Origin of the sequence: Geodermatophilus bullaregiensis (assembly GCF_016907675.1) — a bacterium.
GTDB classification, from domain to species: Bacteria; Actinomycetota; Actinomycetes; order Mycobacteriales; family Geodermatophilaceae; genus Geodermatophilus; species Geodermatophilus bullaregiensis.
In genome coordinates, this window is the sequence record NZ_JAFBCJ010000001.1 from 1827691 (window position 1) to 1851806 (window position 24116).

A 24116-nucleotide genomic window follows, 5' to 3' on the forward strand; every position below is an offset into this window, starting at 1 on the left:
CCGCCGGCGTCGCGGGTCAGGCGGGGACGGGCTCCCGGCAGCCGGAGGCCAGTGCACGCTGCACCGCGGCGAGCACGACGACGACGTCGCGGGCGAAGCCGACGTCGAGCGCGGACGTGCCCCCGGTCAGGGCCGCGGCCGACAGCTCGGCGACCGCGGCGCGGTGCGCCTCGACGACGGCCAGGTCGTCGCGCTCGGGCAGCAGCACCAGCCGGCCGGCGTCGCCGTGCACGGTCACCTCCACGCCGCCGGCCATCGGCGCCACCGTCGAGGACAGCGTCACCGTGCTCGACGCCCCGGAGGCGTGCTGCAGGACCAGGTGCACGGTGTCCCCGCGGCCGGCGCCGGCCTGCACCGACACGACCGGGCCCAGCGCCGGCACGAGCAGGCCGAGCGCGTGTGGGCCGACGTCCCACAGCGCGCCGTGCTCGCGCCGCCAGGGCGTGTCAAACGGGCTGCCGGCCAGGGAGCCCATCCAGCTCACCGCGCCACCGGCGAGCGGGGCGCGCGCGGCCTGCTCGAGCCAGGTGACCGTGGCCGGGCGGAACCGGTCGGTGAAGAAGACGACGGAGGCGACCCCGGCCGCGCGGACGGCGTCGACCACCCGGTCGGCGTCGGCGACGGTGAGCCCGACGGGCTTCTCCAGCAGCAGGTGCCTCCCGGCCCCGGCGGCGCGCTCCGCGAGCCCGACCTGCACGTCGGGCGGCACGGCCACCGAGACCGCGTCGACGTCGGCGAGCAGCGCGTCGAGGTCGTCGGTGCCGGGGACGTCGAACTCCGCCCCGGCGGCGGCGGCCCGGGCGGCGTCCCGGCCCCAGAAGCCGACCAGCTCGGCGTCGTCGGCCCCGGCGATCGAGGTCGCGTGCACCTGCGTGGCCCAGAAACCGGTGCCGAGGACGGCGAAGCGCACGGTCACACCGCGCCGAACTGACGGTCCCCGGCGTCGCCGAGGCCGGGGACGATGTAGGCCCTGTCGTCGAGCCCCTCGTCGACGCTGGCGGTGAACACCCGCAGCGGCAGGCCGCTGTGCTCCAGGCGCTCCAGGCCGACCGGCGCGGCCAGCGCGCACAGCACGGTGATCTCGGTGGCGCCGCGGTCGGTGAGCAGCGTGCAGCAGTGCACCAGCGACCCGCCGGTGGCCAGCATCGGGTCGAGGACGAACACGTGCCGGCCGACCAGCGACTCCGGCAGGGACGCCATGTAGGCCTCCGGCTGGAAGGTCACCTCGTTGCGGGCCAGGCCGACGAAGCCCATCTGCGACTCCGGCAGCATCCCGTGCGCGGTGTCGGCCATGCCCAGGCCCGCCCGCAGCACCGGCACGATCAGCGGCGGCGCGGCCAGCCGGTAGCCGGTGGTGCCGGTGACCGGCGTGGTGATCGGCTCCTCGGCCACCGCGAGGTCGCGGGTGGCCTCGTACACCAGCATCTGGGTCAGCTCGCGCAGCGCGGCCCGGAACGCGGCGTTGTCGGTCCGCTCGTCGCGCATGCGCGACAGGCGGGCACGGGCCAGCGGGTGGTCGACGACGGTCAGCTGCACGCGGGCCACCGTAACCGGGCCCACCCGCGCGGGGGACCGGACGACCGGCCCTGCCGGAGCGGCGGGCGGTCGGGGAGACAATGCGGGCATGACCCACGTGCTCGACCCCGGGACGCTGGCGGCCGGGACCCGGCCCGGCCCGGGGTCCGGGACGGCGTTCGACGACGTGACCCGCTCGGACGCCGCCCTCCGCGCCTTCCTGCACGGCCTGCCCGGTGTCGACCAGGTCGGCGCGGAGCAGCGCGCCGCCACCCTCGGCACCCGCTCGATCAAGACCACGGCCAAGGCCTGGGCGATCGACACCGCCATCTCGATGGTCGACCTGACCACCCTCGAGGGCGCCGACACCCCGGGCAAGGTGCGCTCGCTGGCGGCCAAGGCCCGCCGCCCCGACCCCACCGACCCGACCTGCCCCGCGGTGGCCGCCGTCTGCGTGTACGGCGACCTGGCCGGCGTGGCGGAGGAGGCGCTGGCCGGCAGCGGCGTCAAGGTCGCCGCCGTCGCCACCGCCTTCCCCAGCGGCCGGGCCAGCCGCGCGGTCAAGCTCGCCGACGTCCGCGACGCGGTGGCCGCCGGCGCCGACGAGATCGACATGGTCATCGACCGCGGCGCCTTCCTGGCCGGCCGCTACCTCGACGTCCTCGACGAGATCGTCGCGGTCAAGGAGGCCTGCGGGACCGCGCACCTCAAGGTGATCCTCGAGACCGGGGAGCTGGTCACCTACGACAACGCCCGCCGCGCGTCCTGGCTGGCGATGCTCGCCGGCGGGGACTTCGTCAAGACCTCCACCGGCAAGGTCTCCCCCGCCGCGACGCTGCCGGTCTGCCTGGTGATGCTCGAGGCGGTCCGCGACTTCCGCGCCGCCACCGGGCGCCAGGTCGGCGTCAAGCCCGCCGGCGGCATCCGGACGACGAAGGACGCGATCAAGCACCTCGTGCTGGTCAACGAGACCGCGGGGGGTGACTGGCTGTCCCCCGACTGGTTCCGCATCGGCGCCTCCAGCCTGCTCAACGACCTGCTCCTGCAGCGGCAGAAGCTGCGCACCGGCCACTACTCCGGCCCCGACCACGTGAGCGTCGACTGATGACACAGCTGTTCGAGTACGCCCCCGCCCCCGAGTCACGGTCGATCGTCGACGTCGCGCCCTCCTACGGCCTGTTCGTCGACGGCGAGTTCGTCGACGGCTCCGGCGAGCCGATGAAGACGGTCAACCCGGCCACCGAGGAGGTCCTCTCCGAGGTCGCCGTCGGCACCGACGCCGACGTCGACCGCGCGGTCCGCGCCGCCCGCCGCGCCTTCACCCGCGTGTGGGGGCCGATGCGCCCCGCCGACCGCGGCAAGTACCTGTTCCGCATCGCCCGGCTGCTGCAAGAGCGGGCGCGGGAGTTCGCCGTCCTGGAGTCGCTGGACAACGGCAAGCCGATCCGGGAGTCCCGCGACGTCGACGTCCCCCTGGCCGCGGCGCACTTCTTCTACCACGCGGGGTGGGCCGACAAGCTCGAGTACGCCGGTCACGGGCCCGACCCGCGCCCGCACGGGGTCGCCGGGCAGGTCATCCCGTGGAACTTCCCGCTGCTGATGCTGGCGTGGAAGGTCGCCCCGGCGCTGGCCACCGGCAACACCGTCGTCCTCAAGCCGGCCGAGACGACCCCGCTGACCGCGCTGCTGTTCGCCGAGGTCTGCCGGCAGGCCGACCTGCCGCCCGGCGTGGTCAACGTCGTCACCGGCGCCGGCGAGACCGGCCGGGCCGTCGTCGAGCACGCCGACGTCGACAAGGTCGCGTTCACCGGCTCCACCGAGGTGGGTCGCTCGATCGCCCGCGCGGTGGCCGGCACCCGCAAGGTGCTGACCCTGGAGCTGGGCGGCAAGGCGGCCAACATCGTCTTCGACGACGCCCCGATCGACCAGGCCGTCGAGGGCATCGTGCGCGGCATCTTCTTCAACCAGGGCCACGTGTGCTGCGCGGGCTCGCGGCTGCTGGTGCAGGAGAACGTGCACGACGAGGTCGTCGCCTCGCTGCAGCGGCGCATCGGCACGCTGCGGGTGGGCGACCCGCTGGACAAGAACACCGACATCGGCGCGATCAACTCCGCCGAGCAGCTGGCCCGCATCCGGGAGCTGTCGGAGATCGGCGAGGCCGAGGGTGCGCACCGCTGGCAGCCGGCCTGCGACCTGCCCGACCGCGGCTACTGGTTCCCGCCGACGGTGTTCACCGACGTCTCCCCCGCCCACCGCATCGCCCGCGACGAGGTGTTCGGGCCGGTGCTGTCGGTGCTGACCTTCCGGACGCCGGACGAGGCGGTCGCCAAGGCGAACAACTCCACCTACGGGCTGTCGGCCGGCGTCTGGACCGAGAAGGGCTCGCGGATCCTGGCGATCACCGACCGGCTGCGCGCCGGCGTGGTGTGGGCCAACACGTTCAACCAGTTCGACCCGACGTCGCCGTTCGGCGGCTACAAGCAGTCCGGCTACGGCCGCGAGGGCGGCCGGCAGGGGCTGGCGGCGTACCTGAGGAGCACCCACCCGTGAGCGAGCGACTGGCGGTCCGCAAGACGTTCAAGCTCTACCTGGGCGGGGCCTTCCCGCGCTCGGAGTCCGGCCGCACGTACGCGGTCACCGACCACCGGGGCGGCTTCCTGGCCAACGCCGCGCACGCCTCCCGCAAGGACGCCCGCGACGCCGTCGTCGCGGCCCGGGCGGCCTTCGGGACGTGGTCGCGCGCCACCGCCTACAACCGCGGCCAGGTGCTCTACCGGGTGGCCGAGGTGATGGAGGGCCGGCACGCCCAGTTCTGCGAGGAGGTCGCCGCCGGGGAGGGCCTGTCGGCCGGCCGTGCGCGGGCCGCCGTCGACGCCGCCGTCGACCGGTGGGTCTGGTACGCCGGGTGGACCGACAAGCTCGCCGCCGTCCTCGGCAGCGCCAACCCGGTGGCCGGGCCGTTCTTCGACTTCTCGCTGCCCGAGCCCACCGGCGTCGTCGCCGTCCTGGCCCCGCAGCGGTCCTCGCTGCTCGGCCTGGTCAGCGTGCTCGCCCCGGTGCTGGCCAGCGGCAACACCGCCGTCGTGGTGACGTCGAGGGAGCGGCCGCTGCCGGCGGTCACCCTCGGCGAGGTGCTGGCCACCAGCGACGTCCCCGGCGGTGTGGTCAACCTGCTCACCGGCGACGCCGCGGAGCTCGGACCCTGGCTGGCCGAGCACGACGACGTCGACGCCGTCGACCTGACCGGCGCCCCGCCGGCGCAGGCGATGGAGCTCGAGCGGCTGGCCGCCGGCAGCATCAAGCGGGTGCTGCGCCCGCCGGCCGAGGAGCCGGACTGGTCCGCCGACCCGGGGCTGTCCCGGATGACACCGTTCCTCGAGACCAAGACCGTCTGGCACCCGAAGGGCGTGTGAAGCCCCGGGTCGCGGTCATGGGTGGACCGGGCAGGATGGGCCCGTGGCCAGGCCCAGCATCGTCCCGATCGCCCTCACCGTCGACGACCGCACCGGCTACACCCTGTGGGCGCCGCCGTGGGAGGAGGACGGCGAGGAGTGGCAGGCCTTCCTCGGCACCTCCGAGGGCGACACGGCCACCGTGCACCTCTTCCCCACCCCGGCCGCGCTGGCCGCCTTCTGCCGCACCGGCCGTGACCACGACCTGGCCGACCACCCGGTCTGGCCGGTCGTGGCCGGGCTCGGCGCCGCCGACCTGACGCCGGACGACGACCACCGCTACGACCTCGACGGCGTCTACGACATCGCCGCCGAGAACCCCGACCGCTGGGCGGTCGAGGAGCTGGCGGCCACCATCGACATCGTCAGCCGGCTGGCCGAGTGCCTGGACACCGCCGGCGCCGACGACGACGAGCCCGTGACCCGCCGGCCCGCCGGCCGCGACGCCGCCGACGACCCCGCGGACGACCCCGACGCGGACGACACCGACGACCCCGTGGACGACGACACCGAGTTCCCGGCGCTGGCCGAGCTGGTCGCGCGACCGGAGATCGGCTCGCTCGGCCTGGGCGTGGAGGCGTTCGTCGGCCGCTCGGGCGAGGACGCCTGGGTGGGCGTGGGCGGAGCGCTGGACGACCTGTGGGAGGACGTCCTGGAGGAGCTCTCCGCGCACCTGGACTGGACCGGCGCCGGCACCACCACCCTCGACGCCTACCCCTCGGTGGCCGACGACGAGGACGAGCTGGACGACGACCTCGACGAGGACGACACGGACGGCGACACGGACGACGACACCGGCGCCGTCGCCGCCGGCCGGGGCACGCAGCAGACCGTGGCCGTGGGCTCGGACGGCTCCGGCAACCGGCCCGCGGCCGGCTCGACGGCGGCCACCCCCGCGGAGGCCGCGACGGCCGGCGTGAGCACCATCCGCGGCGGCAGCCGCATCACCGCGACCCCGGCCGCGGTGGCGGCGGCCGCCGAGTTCTGGGAGGCGGTCGGCATCCTGCCGGTGGAGCTCGTCGTCCCCGAGGGCGCCGGGGTCACCCTGCGCTGCTACGTCGAGGACGTGGCCCGCTTCCTGGGCCGCGACGGCGAGGTGTTCCTGTTCGACACCCCGGCCGAGCTGGCCCGCTTCTGCGCCGGTGACGAGCAGCACGACCTCACCGAGATCGCCTCCTGGCCGGAGGTCGCCGACACCGACACCCTGCCGCTGCCGGCCGAGCAGGACCGCTACGACCTCACCGAGCTCTCCGAGGTGCTCTCCGAGGTCGCCAGCGGCGCCGCCGGCCTGGTCGACCACCGGGTGTTCGCCCAGCCGGTCGAGGGGGTGCGGGACGTCGCCGAGTACGCCGGGCTGAGCCGCGTCGACGAGCTGCTCGCGCCGGGCGCGCCGCTCGGCCGGGCGGTGGCCCGCGCGGAGGCCGACCCGGGCGCGCCGCTGCCCGCCGAGGACGCCGACGCGCTGCGCACCGCGTGGGACGAGGTCGTCACCCAGATCGGCAGCGCGCTGGCCTTCCGCCACTGACAGCGGTGTGCCGATTGGTCGGCGGCCGTGGCCTCCGGCGCCGGCACTGATGTGCGCCGAGGGCTGATCCTGCAGACCGACGTGCACCGTGGGCGCACAGTGCTGCAGGTCACGCCGCCCACCGTGGTCAGCCGACCGGCACCAGCGCCCACCGGCGTGCGAGCCCGGGCCAGCACCTGGCAACCGACGCGCACACCGCTGTGAGGAGGGCCCCTACCCCCACCACTCGCGTCGGGGCGGGACCGGTGAGGAGTCCGTGACGCCGTCGCCCGGACGCAGCGCGGCCGGCCCCGGGGAGATCCCGGGACCGGCCGCTGGTGCCGTGCTGGACGGCGCTGGTGCTGTGGGGACGCGGTCAGTCGCGCGCCGGCGCGGGACGGTCGGGCCGCCCACCGCGGGGACCGTCGGCCGGGCCGCGGAACCGGTCGCGGTCGCCGGAGGGACGGCGCGGGCGCTCGCCCTCGCCGAACGGACGCCGCGGCCGGTCGCCCTCACGGCGCGGCCGGTCGCCCTCGCCGAACGAGCGGCGCGGGCGGTCGCCGTCCCGGCGCGGACGCCGGCCCCCGGGGCCGCCGTGCGGACGCCGCGACTCGCGGGCCGGCCGCTCGACCGGCTCCACCGGCACGCCGGTGGCGACGAGCTCGACGATCGGGGCGTCGCCGGGGCGGACGCGGCTGACCGCGGGGTCGACCTTGGCCTGGCGGAACCGCCGCTTGGCCTGGCCGACCTGGTCGGGCAGCAGCAGGGAGACCACGACACCGCCGGCGCCGGCCCGGGCGGTGCGGCCCGAACGGTGCAGGTAGGTCTTGTGGTCGGCCGGCGGGTCGTAGTGCAGGACCAGCGAGACGTCGTCGACGTGGATGCCGCGGGCGGCGACGTCGGTGGCGACCAGCACCGGGCTGCGGGCGTCGGTGAACGCCTCCAGCGCCCGGCGGCGCGCCGACTGCGGCAGCCCGCCGTGGATCGCCTCGGCCTTGATGCCGACCGCCTGCAGGTTCTCCGTCAGCCGGTCGACGCCGAGCTGGGTGCGGGCGAAGACGAGCGTCCGGCCCGGCCGGGCGGCCAGCTCCTGGGTGAGCGGCACCTTGTCGCGGAAGGCGACGCTGTAGGCCAGGTGCTCGGCCGGCGGCGCCTCCCCGCCGGGGCGCACGACCTCGTGCCGCGCGGGGTCCTTGAGGTAGCGGCGGACCAGGGTGTCCACCTCGCCGTCCAGCGTGGCCGAGAACAGCAGCCGCTGGGCGTCGGGGCGGGTCTGGTCGAGCAGCTCCTGCACGACGGGCAGGAAGCCGAGGTCGGACATGAAGTCGGCCTCGTCGATGACGGTCACCTCGACCTCGCCGAGGGCGGCCTCGCCCTGGGCGATGAGGTCCTGCAGGCGCCCGGGGGTGGCGACGACGACGTCGACGCCGCGGCGCAGCTGGGTGATCTGGCGGTACATCGAGGCGCCGCCGTAGACGGTGGCGAACTGGACGCCCACGGCCTGGCCGAGCGGGGCCAGCGCGTCGGAGACCTGCTGGGCCAGCTCGCGCGTGGGCACGAGGACCAGCGCGCGCGGGGCGCGGGGGCCGCGGCGGGCGGTGAGGCCCAGGCGGGCCAGCACCGGCAGGCCGAAGGCCAGGGTCTTGCCCGAGCCGGTGGCGGCCTTGCCCAGCACGTCGCGCCCGGCGAGGGCGTCGGGGAGGGCGGAGGTCTGGATGGCGAACGGGCGGCGGATGTCCCGCCGCTCGAGGGCGGTCACCAGCTGCTGGGGCAGGCCCAGCGCGGCGAACGTGGGACCGGCCGGCTCGGGGGCCGGCTCGGTGGCGATCTCGGGGTCGTTCAGGCTGTCGATCTGGGTGTCGACGACGTCGACGGGGTCGAACGAGGACATGCGGGTGTGGGACTCCGATACGGCTCGGGCGCGTCCCGTGGTGGTGCGCGGGCGCCGTCGTCGGCGTCCTCACTGGCGATCGCGGGCGTCGGTGACGCGGCGGATCTGCACGGATGCGCTCATGCCCGGACGGACCGTCCGGGAGGATGACCGGCGAGTGCCGGTACGTCAAGGGTAGCAGCGGTGATCAGCCGGGGATTCCGGCGAGCGCGGTGGCCGTGGTCACCGCGGCCGGCGCAGGGCCGCGAACCCCGGCCGGACCACCTCGGTGAGCAGCCGCGTCCGCTCGTCCTCGTCGGCGAACGCCGCGGCCAGCGCGCGCTCGGTCACCGTCTGCACGTCGTCCCAGCCCCAGCCGCAGGTGGCGGCGACGGCGGCCAGCTCGCTGGTCACCGAGACGTCGCTCATCAGCCGGTTGTCGGTGTTGACGGTGACCGCGAAGCCCAGGCGGTGCAGCCGGCCGACCGGGTGCGCGGCCAGGGAGGGGTAGGCGCCGGTCTGCACGTTCGACGACGGCGCGACCTCCAGCGGCACCTGCTCGTCGAGGACCCGCTGCGCCAGCGGGCCGAGCGGGCCGTCGTCCGGCACCTCGTCGGCGATCCGCACGCCGTGGCCGAGCCGCTCCGCGCGGGCGCCGTCCAGGGCCGCGCGGATGCTGTCGACGCCGGCGGCCTCCCCCGCGTGGACGGTGCGGTGCGCCCCGGCGCGGTCGAGCAGCGCGACCGCCCCCGGGAGCCGGTCGGGCGGGAAGCCGATCTCGGGTCCGGCCAGGTCGAAGCCGACGACGCCGGCGTCCCGGTACCGGACGACGAGGCGGGCGACCTCCTCCCACCGGTCGGCCTGCCGCATGGCGCACAGCAGCGCGCCGACGACGATCGGCGTCCCCGCCCCGGCGGCCTCGGCGCTGCCCGCCGCGAAGCCGTCGAGGATGGCCTCGACCGCCTCCTCGATGGGCGTGCCGCCCGCGGTCAGGAGCTCCGGTGCCATGCGCACCTCGGCGTACACGACGCCGTCGGCGGCGAGGTCGAGCGCGCACTCGCGGGCCACCCGGCGCACCGCCTCGGGGCGCTGCATGACGCCCACCGTGTGCGCGAACGTCTCCAGGTAGCGCACCAGCGAGCCCGAGTCGGCGGCCTGCCGGAACCAGCGGCCCAGCTCCGCGGCGTCGCCGGCGGGGAGGTCGCGGTAGCCGGCCTCCTCGGCGAGCTCGAGCACCGTCCGCGGCCGCAGCCCGCCGTCGAGGTGGTCGTGCAGCAGGACCTTGGGGGCGCGGCGGATCGAGTCGGCGTCGAGCGGTGCGGGCACCGCGTCATTGTCGTCGTCCGCCGGACGCCGTCCCGCGGGGGTCAGCCGGTGCCGCGGTCCTGCCAGCGGAAGGTCAGCACGCACAGCACCAGGCCGGCGACGCACCAGGCGCCGAGCACCAGCGCGACCCGGCCGAGCTCCCACGACCCGGCCGGCTCCTGCGCGGCGAGCGCGTCGGGCAGGAACACCGACCGCAGTCCCTGCGCCAGCCACTTGACGGGGAACACCGACGCGACGTCCTGCAGCCACCCGGGCACCCGGTCGAAGGGCAGGAAGACACCGGAGACGAACTCGAGGACCAGCGCGATCGGCGTCACCGTGGCCGACGCCGACCGGCCGTTGCGGGCCAGGGTGGACACGGCGATGCCGAGCAGCGTGCAGGCCGCGGCGCCCAGGACCGCCACCCAGGCGAAGGTCAGCCAGTCCGCGCCCGAGGGCAGGTCGATCCCGTACACGAGGACGCCGACGCCCAGCAGCAGCACGATCGTCGCCAGCGCGACGGCGAGGACCTGCACGACCTTGCCGGCGAAGTAGGCGCTGGCCGGCATCGGCGTGCCGCGCAGGCTCTTGAGCGTGCCGTCGGAGCGCTCGCCGGCGATGTGGATCGCCATGTTCTGCAGGCTCGCGCCGACGATCCCCGCGGTGACCACCCCGGCCATGAAGTACTGCGGGAAGTCGACGCCCGGGCCCAGGTCGTAGTCGAGCGCCGCGCCCAGGGCCAGCAGCAGGATCACCGGGAAGGCGAGGGTGAACACCACCGACTCGCGCTGGCGGAAGAACTCCTTGAGCTCCACCCGCGCACGGGTGCCGTAGACGCGGGCCAGCGAGGGCAGCGCGGGGGTGGTCACGAGCGGTCCCCGATCATCTTCAGGTACACGTCCTCGAGCGTGGGCCGGGCGACCGCCAGGTCGGGCACCTCGCCGGGGAAGCGGGCGGCGAGGTCGCGGACGAACGCCGTCGGCGTCGTCGTCTCCGCCCGGCGCCGGACGCCGTCCTCGGTCCAGCTGACGACGGCCGGCGCCGAGCCGCGCCCGCCCAGGGCCGTGGGGACGGCGACCTCGGCCAGCTGCCCGTGCGCGAGGACGCCGACCCGGTCGGCCAGCGTCTCGGCCTCGTCGAGGTAGTGCGTGGTGAGCAGCATCGTGGTGCCGAGGTCGCGCAGCGAGCGGATCAGCGCCCAGAACTGCCGCCGCGCCTCGGGGTCGAAGCCGGTCGTGGGCTCGTCGAGGAACAGCAGCCGCGGCCGGCCGACGATGCCGAGCGCCACGTCGAGGCGGCGCCGCTGACCGCCGGACAGCGTGCGCCCGCGGGCCCCCGCCTTCTCGGTCAGCCCGACCAGCTCGAGCACCTCCGCCGGGTCGCGGGGGTCGGCGTAGTACGACGCCCGGGCCGCCAGCAGCTCGCGCACCGACAGCTGGCTGTCCCCCGCGCCCGACTGCAGCACGATGCCGAGCTCGGCCTTCCAGCGGCGCCCACCCCGGGCCGGGTCGACGCCGAGCACCCGCACCTCGCCGCCGTCCCGCTCGCGGTGGCCCTCGAGCACCTCGACCGTCGTCGTCTTGCCGGCGCCGTTCGGCCCGAGCAGCGCGAAGATCTCCCCGCGTCGGATGTCGAGGTCCAGCCCGTCGACGGCGGTGCGCTCGCCGTAGCGCTTGACCAGGCCGCGGACGGAGATGGCGGCGTCCGGGTCCAGCGGGTCGCCGGGCTGCGGCCGGCTGTCGCCCACCACGGGCGCGGACGTACTGGTCACGAGTGAACAGTGTCCACCGTCGGGGCGGGCGGCCGCCGACCCGCCCGCGACGATCATGGAGCTGTGACCACCCCCGGAGCACCCCGAGTGGTCACAGCTCCGTGATCGCGGGTCGGCTCAGGCCGTGATGCGGTCGAGGACCAGGGGCAGCGGCTCGTCGCCGGTGTCGACGCCGACGGCGCCCTCCAGCGCCTCCAGCGCCCGCGGGATGCGCGCCGGGTCGTCGGTGTGCAGCTCCAGCAGCGGCCGGCCGGCCACCACGTGCTGCCCCACGGTCGCCGTCCAGGTCACCCCGGCCGCGGCCGACACGGGGTCCTCCTTGCGCGCCCGGCCGGCACCGAGCCGCCAGGCGGCCACGCCGAGGGCGTAGGCGTCGAGCCGGGTGAGCGTGCCGGTGGCCGGGGCCGTCACCACGTGCCGCTCCGCCGGCTGCGGCAGCGGCGCGTCGGGGTCGCCGCCCTGGGCGGCGACCATCCGCCGCCACACGTCCATGGCCCGCCCGTCACGCAGGACCTCGGCCGGGTCGACGTCGCCGCGGCCGACACCGGCCAGCATCTCCCGGGCCAGCGCCAGGGTGAGCTCGACGACGTCGGCCGGACCGCCGCCCGCGAGCACCTCCACCGACTCGGCCACCTCGACGGCGTTGCCCGCGGCCCGGCCGAGCGGGCGGTCCATCGCCGTCACCAGGGCCACGGTGTGCACGCCGGCCGCCTCCCCGAGGCCGACCATCGTGCGGGCCAGCTCGCGGGAGGACTCCGGGTCCTTCATGAACGCGCCCGACCCGGTCTTGACGTCGAGCACGAGCGCGTCGGCCCCCTCGGCGATCTTCTTGCTCATGATCGAGCTGGCGATCAGCGGGACCGACTCCACGGTGCCGGTGACGTCGCGCAGCGCGTAGAGCTTCCTGTCCGCCGGCGCGAGGTCGTTGCCGGCCGCGCAGATGACCGCGCCCACCTCGCGCAGCTGCGCCAGGTAGGCCTCCTCGTGGACGTCGGCCCGCCAGCCCGGGATCGCCTCGAGCTTGTCGAGCGTGCCGCCGGTGTGGCCCAGCCCGCGGCCGGACAGCTGCGGCACCGCCACCCCGCACGCGGCCACCAGCGGCGCGAGGGGCAGCGTGGTCTTGTCGCCGACGCCGCCGGTGGAGTGCTTGTCGGCGGTCGGCCGGCCCAGGGACGAGAGGTCCTTCCGCTCGCCGGAGTCGATCATCGCCTGCGTCCAGACGGCGAGCTCGTCCGGCGACATCCCGCGGAAGAACACGGCCATGAGCAGCGCGCTGACCTGCTCGTCGGGCACCGCGCCGCGCGTGTAGGCGTCGATCACCCAGCGGATCTGCTCGCCGGAGAGCTGCCCGCCGTCCCGCTTTGTGCGGATGACGTCGATCGCGTCCATCAGGCCTCCCGCTCCGCGGCCGCGACCAGGTCGTCGGGGCCGAACGCGTCGGGCAGCACCTCGCGCATCGGCACGATGCCGAGCGACACCGTCTCGACGAGCATGTCGGCGCCGCCGTGCTCCCACAGCAGTTGCCGGCAGCGCCCGCACGGCATGAGCGGCTGCCCGTCCCCGCCGACGCAGGCCACCGCCACCAGGCGGCCGCCGCCGGTGCGGGCCAGGTCGCTGACCATCCCGCACTCGGCGCACAGGCCCAGCCCGTAGCTGGCGTTCTCGACGTTGCAGCCGGTGACCACCCGGCCGTCGTCGACCAGCCCGGCCACCCCCACGGGGAAGCGCGAGTACGGCGCGTAGGCGTGCGCCATGGCCTCCCGGGCCGCCGTCCGCAGCGCGTCCCAGTCGACCGCGCCGTCCCCGTCCGCCGGCCCCTCGGTCACCTAGTGCTCCCCTCGTCGGTACACGAGCCCGTTCGCCTTGGGCATGCGCAGGCGCTGGGAGGCCAGCGAGAGCACCAGCAGCGTGGTCAGGTGCGGCGTGAACGACACCAGGCCCGGCGGCAGTTCGTCGACGGTGAGGAAGCCGACCAGCGAGGCCGCCGCCACCACCGCCGCGATGCCGGCCGGCACGAGCCTGCCGCGCATCGCCTGCACCACCGCGATCGCCGCGAGCAGCAGCGCCACCAGCAGGAAGAGCGCGACGACGGCGGAGCGGCTGCGCAGCTGGAGGGCGTCGGTGAAGCCGAACAGCGCGGCGCCCGAGGCCAGCCCGCCGGGCCGCCAGTTGCCGAAGATCAGCGCCGCGAGGCCGATGAAGCCGCGGCCGTTGACCTGCCCCTCGCGGTAGATGCCGGCGATGAAGACCAGGAAGACGCCCCCGAGGCCGGCCAGCGCCCCGGAGACGACCACGGCGGTGTACTTGAGCCGGTAGACCGGCACACCGAGCGAGTCCGCGGCGGCCGGGTTCTCGCCGCACGAGCGCAGCCGCAGGCCGAACGCCGTCCGCCACAGCAGCAGGTAGGTGGCCGGCACCAGCAGCACGGCGATGAGGGTGAGCAGGCCGACGCCGCTGGTCAGCCCGCGCAGGACGCCGGCGAGGTCGCTGACCAGGAACCAGTGCCGGCTCTCCAGCGACCCGAGCAGGTCGGGCCCGGAGGAGACCACCGGGACGGAGAACGTCGGCGGGTTGCCCTGCACCGGCGGGGACTGCGTGACCCCGCCGCCGGCCGGGTTGTCGGTGTAGAGCAGCTCGGACAGGAACCGCACGACGCCGCCGGCGAGGATGTTGATCGCCACCCCGGAGACGACGTGGTCGACGCCGAAGGTCACCGTGGCCAGCGCGTGCAGCAGCCCCCCGACCGCGCCGAACACCAGCCCGCCGACGACGGCGGCGCCCCAGCCCCACTGGTAGCCGGCGAACCCCGCCCCCCAGGTGCCGAGCACCATCATGCCGTCGAGGCCGATGTTGACCACGCCCGCGCGCTCGGCGAACAGGCCGCCGAGCGCGGCCAGGCCGATCGGCACCGCGAGCAGCAGTGCCGCGGCGATGGTCGAGGAACTGGTCAGCGCCTCCTGGCCGCTGATGACGCGCACCACCGAGAACAGCAGCACGATGCCCAGCAGCAGCCAGGTCAGCCGCCGGGCCCGGCCACCGCCGGTCAGCAGGTCGGTCAGCGGGCCGCGGCTGGGCGGGGTCCCGGTGCCGGGAGGGGTCGTGACGGTCATGCCGGGGTCCCCGCGAGAGCGTGGAGCGCCGGCGGAGCGCTGTCGTGGGGTGCGTTCATGCCCCGGTCTCCTGCCGCTCGTCGCTGCGCTGTCCGGCACCCGCCGTCGGGCTGACGCCGGCGCCGGTGCCCGTGCCGCCGCCGGTCCCGGTGCTCTGCCCGGGCCCGGCGCTGCCGTCGCCGGCGACCGCGGCGGCCGGCGCCGACCCGCGCTCGGCCGACCGGAGGGCGACCCGGCGGGCGACCTCGTTGGCGACGACGACGGCGAGCACGATCGTGCCCTGGATGATCGTCACGACCGAGGCCGGGAAGTCCTGGATCTGCAGCGGCACCAGGGACCGGTCGAGGAACGCGAACAGCAGCGCTCCGAACGCGATCCCGATCGGTTTGTTCCGCCCGAGCAGGGCCACGGCGATCCCGAGGAAGCCCAGCCCGGAGGTGAAGTCGGTGGTGTAGGCGTGCGTGGAGCCGAGCAGGTCGGGCATGCCGATCAGGCCGGCGACCGCGCCCGACAGGAGCATCGTCTTGACGACCATGCCGCGGGAGTCGACGCCGCTGGCGCTGGCCGCCGACGGCGACAGGCCCGCCGCCCGCAGGTCGAAGCCGAAGCGGGTGCGGTTGAGCAGCACCGCGATGACGACGCCGACGACGAGCGCCACGAGCAGGAACCCGTAGAGCTGCCGCGGCGGGTTCGCCAGGCCGAGGACGCCGAAGACGCCGTTGAGGGCGGGCATCCAGCCGGACTCGGGGATCTCGGCGGTGCTGATGATCGACGCGCCCTCGGGGCTGCCCCGCAGCGGCCCGGTGAGCAGGTACGACGCGATGCCCAGCGCGATGACGTTGAGCATGATCGAGCTGATGACCTCGCTGACGCCGCGGGTCACCTTGAGCACGGCGACGATGCCGGCCCAGATCGCCGCGACGGCCATCGCCACGACCACGATGAGCAGCACGTGCAGCGGGCCGGGCAGCGTGACCGCGGCCCCGAGACCGGCGGCGACGATGGTCGCCAGCCGGTACTGGCCCTCGACGCCGATGTTGAACAGGCCCATGCGGAAGGCGATCGCCACGGCCAGGCCGGCGAGGAACAGCGGCACCGCCCGGTTGACGACCACCACGATCGCGGTCACCTGCTGGCTCGGGGTGTCGCCGAAGTCGACCATCACCGCGAACACCCGCAGCGGGTCCACCTGCAGCGCGGCCATGACCGCCGAGGAGATGACCACCGCGACGACGACGGCGAGGACCGGCGCCAGCAGCGCGAGGCCGACCCGGCGGAGGACGGTCACGCCGCACCCGCCGCGGTCCGCGCGCCGGTCATGTACCCGCCGAGCTCCTCGGGCGTGACCGAGGAGGGGTCGAGGGTGGCCACCAGCCGTCCGCGCAGCATCACGTGCAGCGTGTCGGACAGGCCGATGAGCTCGTCGAGGTCGGCCGAGACCAGCAGGATCCCCATCCCCTCCGCGCGGGCGTCCTCGAGCAGCCGCCAGATGGCGCCCTGGGCGCCGACGTCGACCCCGCGGGTCGGGTGCGCGGCCAGCAGCAGCCGCGGCCGCGCGCTCATCTCCCGGCCGACGATGAGCTTCTGCTGGTTGCCGCCGGACAGGGCGACGGCGAGCGTGTCCGGGCCGGGAGCGCGGACGTCGTACTCGCGCATGATCCGCTCGGTGTCGGCGCGGGAGGCGCGGCGGTCGATGAACGGCCCCCTGACCGCCGGCGGGCGGGTCTGGTGGCCCAGGATCCGGTTCTCCCAGAGCGGCGCGTCGAGCAGCATGCCCTGGCGGTGCCGGTCCTCCGGGATGAAGCCGAGACCGGCCTCGCGGCGGGCCCGGGTGCTCCACGCGGTGATGTCGTCGTCGCCGAGGAGCACGGTGCCGGCGGCCAGCGGGCGCAGCCCCATGACGGCGTCGACGAGCTCGGCCTGGCCGTTGCCCTCGACGCCGGCGATGCCGACCACCTCGCCCTCGCGGACGGTCAGGCTCACCTCGTCGACCGGCGGGCGGCCGGTGGGCGCGGCCACGGTGAGCTCGCGCAGCTGCAGCACCGGCGTCTCGCGCACCGTCGAGGTGCGCACCTGCGGCGAGGGCAGCTCGGTGCCCACCATGAGCTCGGCGAGCTGGCGCACGGTCGTCGTCCTCGGGTCGGCGGTGCCGACGGTGGTGCCGCGGCGGATCACGGTGATCGCGTCGGCCACCCGGCGGACCTCGTCGAGCTTGTGCGAGATGAACAGGACCGTCAGGCCCTCGCGCTTGAGCTCGGCGAGGTTGCCGAACAGCTCGTCGACCTCCTGCGGCACGAGGACGGCGGTGGGCTCGTCGAGGATGAGGATGCGGGCGTCGCGGTAGAGCACCTTGGCGATCTCGACCCGCTGCCGGTCGCCGACGCCCAGGTCCTCCACGAGGGCGTCGGGGCGCAGGCCCAGGCCGTAGCGCTCGGAGATCTCGGTGATCCGCCGGCGGGCCTCGGCCCGGTCCAGCCGGCCGGCCCGCGTGGGCTCGCTGCCCAGCACGACGTTCTCCAGGACGGTGAAGTTGTCGGCCAGCATGAAGTGCTGGTGCACCATGCCGATCCCCGCGGCGATCGCGTCGGCCGGGCTGCGGAAGGACACCTCGCGCCCGTGCAGCAGGATCTGCCCCTCGTCGGGGCGGTGCTCGCCGTAGAGGGTCTTCATCAGCGTCGACTTGCCGGCGCCGTTCTCGCCCACGATCGCGTGCACCTCACCGCGGCGGACCCGCAGCTCGATGTCGCGGTTGGCGACCACGCCCGGGAAGCGCTTGGTGATGCCGCGCAGCTCGACCGCGAGCGGCCCGGTCCCGGCGGCCGCGCCGTCCCCGGTGCCGGCCGGGACGGTGCCACCCGGAGCGCCCGTGCCGGGGCCGGGCGGCGCACCGCCGGCCGGGGTGCCTGGTGTGGCCATCCCTGGTGTGGGCATGGTGGGCCCTTCCCTGTCCTCGCGGCCCGCGGGTGCGCGGGCACGCGTTCCACTCTGCTGCACCGGTGGCGCGGGATCGACCGCGCCACCGGGCCGTGCACCGTCCCGGACCGCAGGACGCCGCGTCGGCATCCTGCACGACGGCGGGGTCACCGGGGCGACCCCCTCACGACGGCGGGCCCGGGGGACTGATGCTCCCCCGGGCCCGCCGTGTGCCTGGACCTCCGTGTGCACGGACCTGTGTGTGCACGGACCTCCGTGTGCACGGACCTCGATCAGCCGGCCGCGGGGCCGGCGGCGGTCACGGGGTCGTCGGGACCTCGATCTCGCCGTCGACGATCTGCTGCCGGTAGTCGTCGATCTGGTCCTGGATGTCGTCGATCTGCCCGCCCGAGGTGGCCAGGCCGACGCCGTCGGCCTCCAGGTCGTAGACGATGTCCGAGCCGCCCTCGATGCTGCCGTCGACGTAGGAGTCGATGAACGACGACACCGCGGTGTCCACCCGCTTGAGCATGGAGGTCATGATCACGGCCTGCAGCGCCGGGTCGTCGACGGTCTGGAACTGGTCGGAGTCGACGCCGATGGCGCGCCCGCCGGCCGCCGCGGCTGCCTGGAAGACGCCCAGGCCCGAGCCGCCCGCCGCGTGGTAGACGATGTCGGCGCCGGCCTCGTACATGCCCTGGGCGACCAGCAGGCCGCGGTCGGGCGCGTTGAAGCCGGAGAAGTCACCGGCCGGCGAGATGTACTGCCGGTCGATGACGATCTGCGGGTCGACCGCCTGCGCGCCGGCGACGTAGCCGGCCTCGAACTTCTGGATCAGCGGGCTCTCGACGCCGCCGACGAAGCCGACGTGGCCGGTCTCGGACTTCAGCGCCGCGGCGACGCCGGCGAGGAACGAGCCCTGCTCCTCGGCGAAGAGCAGGCCGGTCAGGTTGTCGGCGCCGACCTCCTCGGCCGAGGAGTCGATGATCGCGAAGGTGGTGTCGGGGTACTGCTCGACCACGTCGCCGATGACCTCGCCGTAGGCGAAGCCGACCGCGATGATCGGGTCGTAGCCCTCGTCGGCCAGCTGGGTGAGCAGGTCGGCGCGGTTGGAGGCGTCGGCGTTGGGGCTGAGGTCCTGGAACTCGCCGCCGTGCTCGTCGACCGCGGCCTCCAGGCCGGCGACCGCGGCGTCGTTGAACGAGCGGTCACCGCGGCCGCCGGTGTCGAAGGCCAGGCCGATGCGCGGCTCACCGCCGCCGCCCTTCCCACCGCCGCTGCCGCCGCTGTCACCGCCGGTCTCGTCGCTGGCACAGGCGGCCAGGGCCATGCTGCCGGCCAGCAGCATGGCCGCGACCTTCATCTTCCGCGCTCGGCGCAAGACGCACTCCTCTCTGGGGGGAGCCACCCGCGCCAACGGTGGGGGTGCCTCCCGTGGGGTCCTGGTCCGTCGCGTCCGGGTGCGATCCGGCACGGCCGGGCGCCGGACGCGACGACTCGGGCACGCTAACCGCGGACGGCGTCCGCGCCGCCATCCGGGCGACGGACCGAGATGGGATCGTTGCGAAGCGGCACCCGGTCGTGGCACGGACCACGCTCCGCCGTCCCCGCGCGACCGGGCCGGCGCCCGACCCGGCTAGCGTCCGGCCCGTGGGGCGAGGACCGGGGGCGCGGTGGCCCGTGCGGGCGCTGCTGGGCGCGCTGGTGCTCGCCGTCGGGCTGGGGACCGCCTCCCCCGCCGCGGCGGCGCCGTCGACCCCTCCGGTCAGCGAGGCGGCCCGTCCCACGGTCGACCCCGCGGCGCCCACGCCGACCGCCCCGCTGCCCGGCGGGCCGCCGCAGGGCTCCGCTCCCGGTGGCGGGACCGTCGGCGGGGAGGGACTGGACACCCGTGGCACGGTCGTCGTCGACGGCGCCCCTCCCCTGCCCGACGGGGTCGCCGCCGCCGGCTGGCTGGTCGCCGACGCCGGCACCGGGGACGTCCTGGCCGCCCGCGACCCGCACGGCCGCTACTACCCGGCCAGCACGCTCAAGACGCTCACGCTCCTCACGCTCGTCCACCGGCTGGACCCCGGGCTGGTGGTCGAGGGCACGGTCGAGGACGAGTCGATGGAGGGCAGCCGGGTCGGCATGGTCGCCGGTGGCCGCTACTCCGTGGCGCTGCTGTTCCAGGCGCTGGTGATGCAGTCGGGCAACGACGCGGCCAACGCGCTGGCCCGCGCCGCGGGCGGCACGGTGGCGACGGTGCAGGCGATGAACGCCCGGGCGCTGGAGCTCGGCGCCTTCGACACGGTGGCCGGGACGCCGTCGGGACTCGACGTCGCCGGGCAGTCGTCCTCGCCCTACGACCTGGCGCTGGTCTTCCGGGAGCTGGTCGCCGACCCGGTGACCGCCGCCGTCCTCACGACGACCAGGGCGCAGGTGCCGGGCGTCGAGGGGCGCTCGCCCGGCTTCGAGATCCAGAACGAGAACCCGCTGGCCGACTACCCCGGCGGGCTGGGCGGCAAGACCGGCTTCACCGACGCCGCCCGGCACACCTTCGTCACCGCCGCGGAGCGCGACGGGCGGCGGCTGGTGGTCAGCGTCATGGGCACCGAGAACCGGCCGCTGCGCGCCGCCGACCAGGCCGCGCTGCTGCTCGACTGGGGCTTCGGCGTCCCGGCCGCGCTCGGCGGGGTCGGGACGCTGGTGCGCTCGGCGTCCGACGTCCCGGCGCCGACCGCCTCGGCGGCGCCCCCGCCGGCGGGACCGGCCCCGGTGGCCGCCGGCACCGCCTCCCCCGCCGCCGGCGACCGCCCGCGCGGGCTGCTGGCGGCCGCCCTGGCCGCGGCCGCGGTCGCGGTCGTCGTCGCGACGCTCACCGGCCGGCGGCGGGCGATGCGACGGCCGGTACCGGCTCCTCCGGGACGGCGGGGACCGCCCGCTGCAGGGACGGCAGGGTCGCGGTCCAGGCGGCCGTGAAGAAGGCGAAGCGGACCACCACGTTGATCCACACCAGCGTGCCGACGGCGCCGCCGAACGCCGACGACGTGACGTTCCCGGAGATCAGCGAGAGGTAGAGGCTGCCCAGCAGCTTCATCACCTCGAACCCGGCGGCCCCGAACAGCGCCCCGGGCAGCAGCAGCCGCAGCGGGTGCGACGTCGAGGGCACCACCCGCAGCAGCCACAGGAAGACGAGGACGTCGCCGGCGAAGGCCAGCGCGAGGCCGAGGGCGGCGGTGAGGAAGGCCAGGCCCGGGGCGCCCTGGATGCCGAGCAGGGAGAGCACCCGGGAGGTGGCCCGCGTGGCGAAGCCGGTCAGGCCGATGCTGGCCAGGCCGGCGGCCCCCAGGGCGACGAGGGCGACGACGTCGGCCAGGTTGTCCCGCCAGAACTCCGGCTCGTCGGCCTCGCCCTTCCAGGTCCGCTCCATGCCGATGCGCAGCTTGTCCATGGCGCGCAGGCCGGCGTAGAGGAAGCCCGCCGCGCCGAGCAGCGTGGTGATGCCGGCCGCGCCCACCGCCGAGCGCAGCTCGCTGACGATCTGCCGGCCGGTCGCGCCGGGGAACGCCTCGCGGACGGCGGTGAACAGCTCGCGCTGCAGCAGCTCGTCGCCCGAGAGGACCAGCGCGGTGACCGAGGCGGCCAGCAGCAGGACGGGGAACAGGCCGAGGAAGACGAAGTAGGTGACCCCGGCGGCCATGAGGTCACCCTGGGTCCGGGTGTAGCGGCCACCGGCCCGGGCGAGGTGGTCGAACCACGGGCGGCGACGGCGCTGCGCCTCGACGACCGCGGTGATCCGCCCGCCGACGCCGGCGACGCGCTCCCACGGGCGGCGGAGGGCCGTGCGGGCGGCGCTGCCACGGGTCGCGTCGGCCGTCGGCGGCCGGTCGTCCCGAGGTGCACCCACCGGGCCCAGTCTGCGCTCCCCGCGGTGTCCCCGCGCGGCGGTCAGGAGCGGTGCGGCGGGCCGGTGAGGGGGTACTCGCGCGCCACGGTCCACGTGCCGGCCGGGGTCTGCTCGAACTCGGTGAACGAGGAGACGCGGAACTCGGCGGAGAGGTCGGCCAGGCCGGTGTAGGCCAGCTCCAGCATGTCGCCGGGGACGTCGTGGGCGACGGTGACGTGCGGGTGGTACGGGAAGGACAGCGAGCGGGCCAGCGGCCCGGAGCGGACGTCGGAGGCCAGCAGCTCGCAGTTGCCGATGCCCTTGGCGACGGCGACGAAGACGACGTCGGAGACGGGCGTGAAGGTGCCGGTGCCCGACAGGTGCATCTCGAAGGGCGGGTGCCCGGCGGCGACGCGGGCGAGGTGCTCGGTGATGGCCGCCCGGTCGCTGCCGGCCACCTCGGTGGGCGGCAGCAGGGTGACGTGCGGCGGGACGAGCGTGGCCTGGGCGTCGCCCACCTTCGCCCGCCAGTCGACCAGCACCTGCGCCCACGGCTCGGGGATCGGCACCAGCACACCGACGACGGAGGTCTGCGGCAGCGGCGTCAGGCTGCGCCCGACGAAGGTGTCGGCGTTCACGCACCCGCTCCCGCCGGGGGCAGGAAACCGACCCGCTGGTAGACGTCGCGGACCGTCTGCACGGCGACCTCGCGGGCCCGGGCGGCCCCGCGGGCGAGCACCCGCTCGAGCTCGGCGCGGTCGTCGAGGAGCTGCTGGGTGCGCTCGCGGACGGGGACGACGAACTCGGTGACCACCTCGGCGAGCTCCTTCTTGAGGTCGCCGTAGCCGCGGCCCGCGAACCGCTCCTCCAGCGCCGGCACCGGCGTCCCGGACAGCGCGCTGTGGATGGTCAGCAGGTTGGTCACTCCGGGCTTGCCCTCGGGGTCGGCGACGACCTCGCGGCCGGTGTCGGTGACCGCCGAGCGGATCTTCTTCGCCGTCACCCTCGGGTCGTCGAGCAGCAGGACGCAGCCGGCCGGCGGCAGGCTCTTGCTCATCTTCTTCTCCGGCGACTGCAGGTCGAGGACCTTGGCCCCACCCTCGGGGATGCGGGCGCTGGGCACGGTGAAGGTCTCGCCGAAGCGGCCGTTGAACCGGGTGGCCAGGTCGCGGGTGAGCTCCAGGTGCTGCCGCTGGTCCTCGCCCACCGGCACCTCGTCGGCCTGGTAGACGAGGATGTCGGCGGCCTGCAGCACCGGGTAGGTGAACAGCCCCACCGAGGACCCCGCGGTGCCCTCCCGCTGGCTCTTGTCCTTGAACTGCGTCATCCGGCTGGCCTCGCCGAACCGGGCCAGGCACTCCAGCACCCACGACAGCCGCACGTGCTCGGGCACGTGGCTCTGCACGAACAGGCTGCTGCGGTCGGGGTCGACGCCGAGGGCGAGCAGCTGGGCGGCCGCGGTCAGGGTGTTGCGCCGGAGCTCCTCCGGGTCCCAGTCCATCGTGATCGCGTGCAGGTCGACCACGCAGTAGAAGGCCTCGGCCGTCTCCTGCAGCGCGACCCACTGCCGCAGCGCACCGAGGTAGTTGCCGAGGTGGAACGAGCCCGCTGTCGGCTGGATGCCGGAGAGCACACGGGGCGATGGCATCGGGGGCGGTGGCACGTCGGCCATCAAACCAGCCGGGGCTCAGGCGACCGGCGCGCCGGTGCGCACGTCGTCCAGAGCCGCCAGGAACAGGTCGTCCTCCTCGGGCGTCCCCACCGTCACGCGGATCCCCTCACCGGCGAACGGCCGGGTGATGACCCCGCGCGCCTCCAGGGCGGCGGCCGTCCCCGCGGTCGGCGCACCCAGCGGCAGCCAGACGAAGTTCGCCTGGCTGTCGGGCACCTCCAGGCCGCGCCCGCGCAGCGCGGCGGTGAGCCGGTCGCGCTCGGCGACGACGGCGGCCACCCTCCTCCTGACCTCGTCCTCGCTGGCCAGCGCGGCGACGGCGGCGGCCTGCGCCAGCGAGGAGACGCTGAAGGGCACGTGCGTGCGGCGGACGGCGTCGGCGACGGCGGCGTCCTCGGCGACCAGGTAGCCCACCCGCAGACCGGCCAGCCCCCACGCCTTGGAGAACGTCCGCAGCACCGCGACGTTGGGCCGTCCCCGCATCAGCTCCAGCCCGTCGGGGACGTCGGGGTCGGTGACGAACTCCCGGTAGGCCTCGTCGAGGACCACCAGCGCCGTCTCGGGCACCCGGCCGAGGAACCGCTCGAGCTCCGCCCGCCGCACCGCCGTCCCGGTGGGGTTGTTGGGGTTGCAGACGAAGACCAGCCGGGTGGTGTCGTCGACGGCGCCGGCCAGCGCGTCGAGGTCGTGCGTGTCGGGCGCGCCGCCCGGCCGCGACGGCGCCAGCGGGACGGGCACCGGACGCGCACCGGCGACCTGGGCCAGCAGCGGGTACATCTCGAACGACCGCCAGGCGAAGGCCAGGCCGGTGCCGGGGTCGTTGAACGACTGGGCCAGCTGCTGGCAGAGCATGACCGCGCCGCACCCGGGCACGACCTGCTCCGGCGCCACGCCGTAGCGCTCGGCCAGGGCGGCGGTGAGCACGGTGGCGCCGTTGTCGGGGTAGCGGTAGGTCTCCCCGGCGGTCGCCGACAGCGCCTGGACGACGGCGGGCAGCGGCGGGAAGGGCACCTCGTTGCTGGCCAGCTTGACCGCGCGGTCGACGCCCAGCTCGCGGGCGAGGTCGGCGGGGTTGCGCCCCGGCTTGTAGGCCGGCAGCGCTTGCACCGCCGGACGTGCGCTCACCACGGCAGGAC

General features: G+C 75.5%; 21 protein-coding genes. 5 read left to right on the forward strand and 16 right to left on the reverse strand.

Translation table 11 applies throughout. The features are described from left to right. Positions 1–16: 16 nt before the first annotated feature. Both JOD57_RS08490 and upp read right to left on the reverse strand, forming a co-directional pair. Positions 17–910, reverse strand: a complete 894-nt coding sequence (locus tag JOD57_RS08490) for a Gfo/Idh/MocA family protein (RefSeq protein WP_204691532.1) — start codon at positions 908–910, stop codon at positions 17–19. A 2-nt stretch (positions 911–912) separates the two neighbouring features. After that, positions 913–1536: a uracil phosphoribosyltransferase gene (upp, locus tag JOD57_RS08495; protein WP_204691534.1), complete on the reverse strand. Its 624-nt coding sequence runs from the start codon at positions 1534–1536 to the stop codon at positions 913–915. An 88-nt stretch (positions 1537–1624) separates the two neighbouring features. On the opposite strand from upp, the gene deoC reads away from it, so the two are divergent. From deoC to JOD57_RS08515, 4 genes are read left to right on the forward strand one after another with little or no spacing between them, the layout of a single operon-like run. Then, positions 1625–2620 (forward strand): deoxyribose-phosphate aldolase, encoded by a 996-nt coding sequence (gene deoC, locus JOD57_RS08500; RefSeq protein ID WP_239568271.1) that lies wholly within the window; start codon positions 1625–1627, stop codon positions 2618–2620. Continuing rightward, positions 2620–4065: an aldehyde dehydrogenase family protein gene (locus JOD57_RS08505; RefSeq protein WP_204691541.1), complete on the forward strand. Its 1446-nt coding sequence runs from the start codon at positions 2620–2622 to the stop codon at positions 4063–4065. The genes deoC and JOD57_RS08505 overlap by 1 nt, the downstream gene beginning before the upstream one ends. Then, positions 4062–4928, forward strand: coding sequence for an aldehyde dehydrogenase family protein (locus JOD57_RS08510; protein WP_204691549.1), 867 nt, complete (start codon positions 4062–4064; stop codon positions 4926–4928). The genes JOD57_RS08505 and JOD57_RS08510 overlap by 4 nt, the downstream gene beginning before the upstream one ends. A 43-nt stretch (positions 4929–4971) precedes the next feature. After that, positions 4972–6492 carry a SatS C-terminal domain-containing protein gene (locus JOD57_RS08515; protein WP_204691551.1) on the forward strand — a complete coding sequence of 507 codons (1521 nt, stop codon included), beginning with the start codon at positions 4972–4974 and terminating at the stop codon, positions 6490–6492. 355 nt (positions 6493–6847) lie between these two features. Here the strand turns inward: JOD57_RS08515 and JOD57_RS08520 are convergent, their stop codons facing one another. The 10 genes from JOD57_RS08520 to JOD57_RS08565 form a co-directional block, all read right to left on the reverse strand. Next, a complete protein-coding gene (locus JOD57_RS08520) occupies positions 6848–8362 on the reverse strand; it encodes a DEAD/DEAH box helicase (protein WP_204691553.1) in 1515 nt (504 codons plus the stop codon). 222 nt (positions 8363–8584) lie between these two features. Next, positions 8585–9667, reverse strand: coding sequence for an adenosine deaminase (locus JOD57_RS08525; protein WP_204691555.1), 1083 nt, complete (start codon positions 9665–9667; stop codon positions 8585–8587). 41 nt (positions 9668–9708) lie between these two features. After that, entirely contained in the window at positions 9709–10515 is an 807-nt protein-coding gene (locus JOD57_RS08530) for an ABC transporter permease (RefSeq protein ID WP_204691557.1), read from the reverse strand. Then, the gene (locus JOD57_RS08535; RefSeq protein ID WP_204691559.1) at positions 10512–11417 is read right to left on the reverse strand and encodes an ABC transporter ATP-binding protein; all 906 of its coding nucleotides are present in this window, start codon (positions 11415–11417) and stop codon (positions 10512–10514) included. The genes JOD57_RS08530 and JOD57_RS08535 overlap by 4 nt, the downstream gene beginning before the upstream one ends. A 117-nt stretch (positions 11418–11534) precedes the next feature. After that, positions 11535–12806 (reverse strand): thymidine phosphorylase, encoded by a 1272-nt coding sequence (locus tag JOD57_RS08540; protein ID WP_204691561.1) that lies wholly within the window; start codon positions 12804–12806, stop codon positions 11535–11537. Beyond that, positions 12806–13243, reverse strand: a complete 438-nt coding sequence (locus JOD57_RS08545; protein ID WP_307824562.1) for a cytidine deaminase — start codon at positions 13241–13243, stop codon at positions 12806–12808. The genes JOD57_RS08540 and JOD57_RS08545 overlap by 1 nt, the downstream gene beginning before the upstream one ends. Then, on the reverse strand, positions 13244–14527 hold the full coding sequence (locus JOD57_RS08550) for an ABC transporter permease (protein WP_204691563.1): 1284 nt from the start codon (positions 14525–14527) through the stop codon (positions 13244–13246). It abuts the gene before it with no gap. Between the two features lie 55 nt (positions 14528–14582). Next, the gene (locus JOD57_RS08555) at positions 14583–15815 is read right to left on the reverse strand and encodes an ABC transporter permease (RefSeq protein ID WP_204691565.1); all 1233 of its coding nucleotides are present in this window, start codon (positions 15813–15815) and stop codon (positions 14583–14585) included. Then, complete coding sequence (locus JOD57_RS08560) at positions 15812–17443, reverse strand: ABC transporter ATP-binding protein (protein WP_204691567.1); 1632 nt, start codon at positions 17441–17443, stop codon at positions 15812–15814. The genes JOD57_RS08555 and JOD57_RS08560 overlap by 4 nt, the downstream gene beginning before the upstream one ends. A gap of 316 nt (positions 17444–17759) precedes the next feature. Further along, complete coding sequence (locus JOD57_RS08565; protein WP_239568274.1) at positions 17760–18821, reverse strand: BMP family lipoprotein; 1062 nt, start codon at positions 18819–18821, stop codon at positions 17760–17762. 269 nt (positions 18822–19090) lie between these two features. Here JOD57_RS08565 and JOD57_RS08570 point away from each other — a divergent pair, with 269 nt between their 5' ends. Then, entirely contained in the window at positions 19091–20401 is a 1311-nt protein-coding gene (locus JOD57_RS08570; RefSeq protein ID WP_307824563.1) for a D-alanyl-D-alanine carboxypeptidase family protein, read from the forward strand. Here the strand turns inward: JOD57_RS08570 and JOD57_RS08575 are convergent. The 4 genes from JOD57_RS08575 to hisC are packed head-to-tail and all read right to left on the reverse strand — an operon-like array spanning position 20298 to position 24105. Next, on the reverse strand, positions 20298–21329 hold the full coding sequence (locus JOD57_RS08575) for a YihY/virulence factor BrkB family protein (RefSeq protein ID WP_307824564.1): 1032 nt from the start codon (positions 21327–21329) through the stop codon (positions 20298–20300). The genes JOD57_RS08570 and JOD57_RS08575 overlap by 104 nt on opposite strands. 41 nt (positions 21330–21370) lie before the next feature. Continuing rightward, positions 21371–21946: a 2'-5' RNA ligase family protein gene (locus JOD57_RS08580; protein ID WP_204691569.1), complete on the reverse strand. Its 576-nt coding sequence runs from the start codon at positions 21944–21946 to the stop codon at positions 21371–21373. Next, positions 21943–22956 (reverse strand): tryptophan--tRNA ligase, encoded by a 1014-nt coding sequence (gene trpS, locus JOD57_RS08585; RefSeq protein WP_204691571.1) that lies wholly within the window; start codon positions 22954–22956, stop codon positions 21943–21945. Before trpS ends, JOD57_RS08580 begins: the two co-directional genes overlap by 4 nt. 39 nt (positions 22957–22995) lie before the next feature. Next, a complete protein-coding gene (hisC, locus tag JOD57_RS08590; protein ID WP_307824565.1) occupies positions 22996–24105 on the reverse strand; it encodes a histidinol-phosphate transaminase in 1110 nt (369 codons plus the stop codon). Positions 24106–24116 lie beyond the last annotated feature (11 nt).